We start from the raw sequence: 1,649 nt of genomic DNA on the forward strand, positions 1-1,649 counted from the left end.
AACAGGGCTCGTTCGGCTTCTGACCTGGTGTGGAAGGTGCGCCGGTCGATCAACTCGCACTCCAGCGAGGCGAAGAAGCTCTCGGTGATCGCATTGTCGAAGCATGTCCCGGTCCGGCCCGTCGACGGTCGGACACCGGCCTGCTCACAGCGCTGGCCGAAGGCAATGGAGGTGTATTGCTGCCCTTGTCGCTGTGGTGAATCACCCCGGCCTCGGGGCGACGCTGGTGCAGTGCCATCGCCAAAGCGTCGGTCACCAGCTCGGTGCGCATGTGCTCGGCCATCGCCCAGCCGACGATCCGGCGGGAGAACACATCCAGCACCACCGCCAGGTACACGAAGCCCTGCCAGGTCGGCACGTACGTGATGTCGGCGGTCCAGACGCGGTTCGGCTCGGCCGCACTGAACTGGCGTTTGACCAAGTCGGACGCGGCCGCAGCGCGTCCGTCCGCGATCGTCGTCCGGCAGCCCTTACGCCTGCTCACCCCGGCCAGCCCAGCCCGGCGCATGAGCCGGGCCACCCGCTTGCGGCCCACACGAACCCCGTCGAGCTCGCGCAGGTCGGCATGGATACGCGGCGCACCATAGATTTTGTCCGAGGCCTGGTGATACTCGCGGATCCGCTCGGTCAGCTCGGCATCGCGGCGGGCTCGAGCCGATGGGCCGCGTAGTTGGCGGGCCGCCCAGGCGTAGTAGCCCTGGCGCGACACACCCAGCACCCGGGCCAGCAGGGAGACCTCGTGGTGGTCCTTCTCCGCATCGATCAGCCGGAACCTCATCTCGGCAGATCCGTCTCCCGCGCGAAGAAAGCCGCGGCCTTACGCAAGATCTCCTTCTCCTGGCGGAGAATCTTGTTCTCCCGCCGCAGCCGGGCCAGCTCGTCCTTCTCGGCACTGGTCAGACCGTCCTGACGGCGGCCGTCATCCAGATCGGCCTGGCGCACCCAGGTACGGATCGACTGCGCGGAGGGCTGGAACTCCTTGGCCAGCTCCTCCGGCGTCCGTCCCGCGCGCACCAGCTCCACCATCTGCCGGCGAAACTCCGGCGGATAGTTATTCGGCACAGCAGACTCCTTCTTCCGGGAACCAGGGTTCCCCAGAGATCAGGTGTCCACCAAACCGGGCCAGCTCCAATGCGCAGCCTGCTGGCATGCATGGATGTGGTTTCGGCAGGCGCAGAGTTGCGGGGTGAGCGGGGTCGTCACGGTGGTGCCGTCCACGATCTGCGCTGGCGTGATGGCCGGGGCGGAGATGGTCGACTCGGAGGCGGGCCCGCTGGTGGTGATGGTCAACGTGGGCGGGTAGCCGTCCTCGTCGAGTTTTCCGACGAGGTGAACACGCTGCGCGCTGTGGAGTACTCCTGGTCGCTGGTGAGCTAAACCGGCATCACCCCGATGTTCGCTATCGGATCCGGACCTACGAGATCGTGCGGTCGCTGGTCGCTGGTCGCTGGTCGCGCAGGGGCACGGTTGCTCGATACTCAACCAGCGCCCAAGCGCCAGTCAGACCTACTCAGAGAGCGAGGTCGTGTCACTTGAGCTGACCAACGACTATCCTGTCAACGACGGCCGAATTTTGACCCCCTGACGACGTCTGAATCGTGACCCCCTCATGTTGTCGTTGATTACTGCTCGTGCTCGGATCGGGCCGA

Annotated in this window: 2 protein-coding genes; both read right to left on the bottom strand. The window is 66.0% G+C overall.

All coding sequences use genetic code 11. The annotated features are described in order from the left end of the window. Nucleotides 1-49: 49 nt before the first annotated feature. The gene (locus tag ACIBX3_RS61190) at nucleotides 50-778 is read right to left on the bottom strand and encodes an IS3 family transposase (RefSeq protein WP_397130027.1); all 729 of its coding nucleotides are present in this window, start codon (nucleotides 776-778) and stop codon (nucleotides 50-52) included. Then, nucleotides 775-1,062, bottom strand: coding sequence for a transposase (locus ACIBX3_RS61195; protein WP_397130028.1), 288 nt, complete (start codon nucleotides 1,060-1,062; stop codon nucleotides 775-777). The genes ACIBX3_RS61190 and ACIBX3_RS61195 overlap by 4 nt, the downstream gene beginning before the upstream one ends. Nucleotides 1,063-1,649: the final 587 nt, after the last annotated feature.

Source organism: Nonomuraea sp. NPDC049480 (assembly GCF_044465905.1).
Taxonomy (GTDB): domain Bacteria; phylum Actinomycetota; class Actinomycetes; order Streptosporangiales; family Streptosporangiaceae; genus Nonomuraea.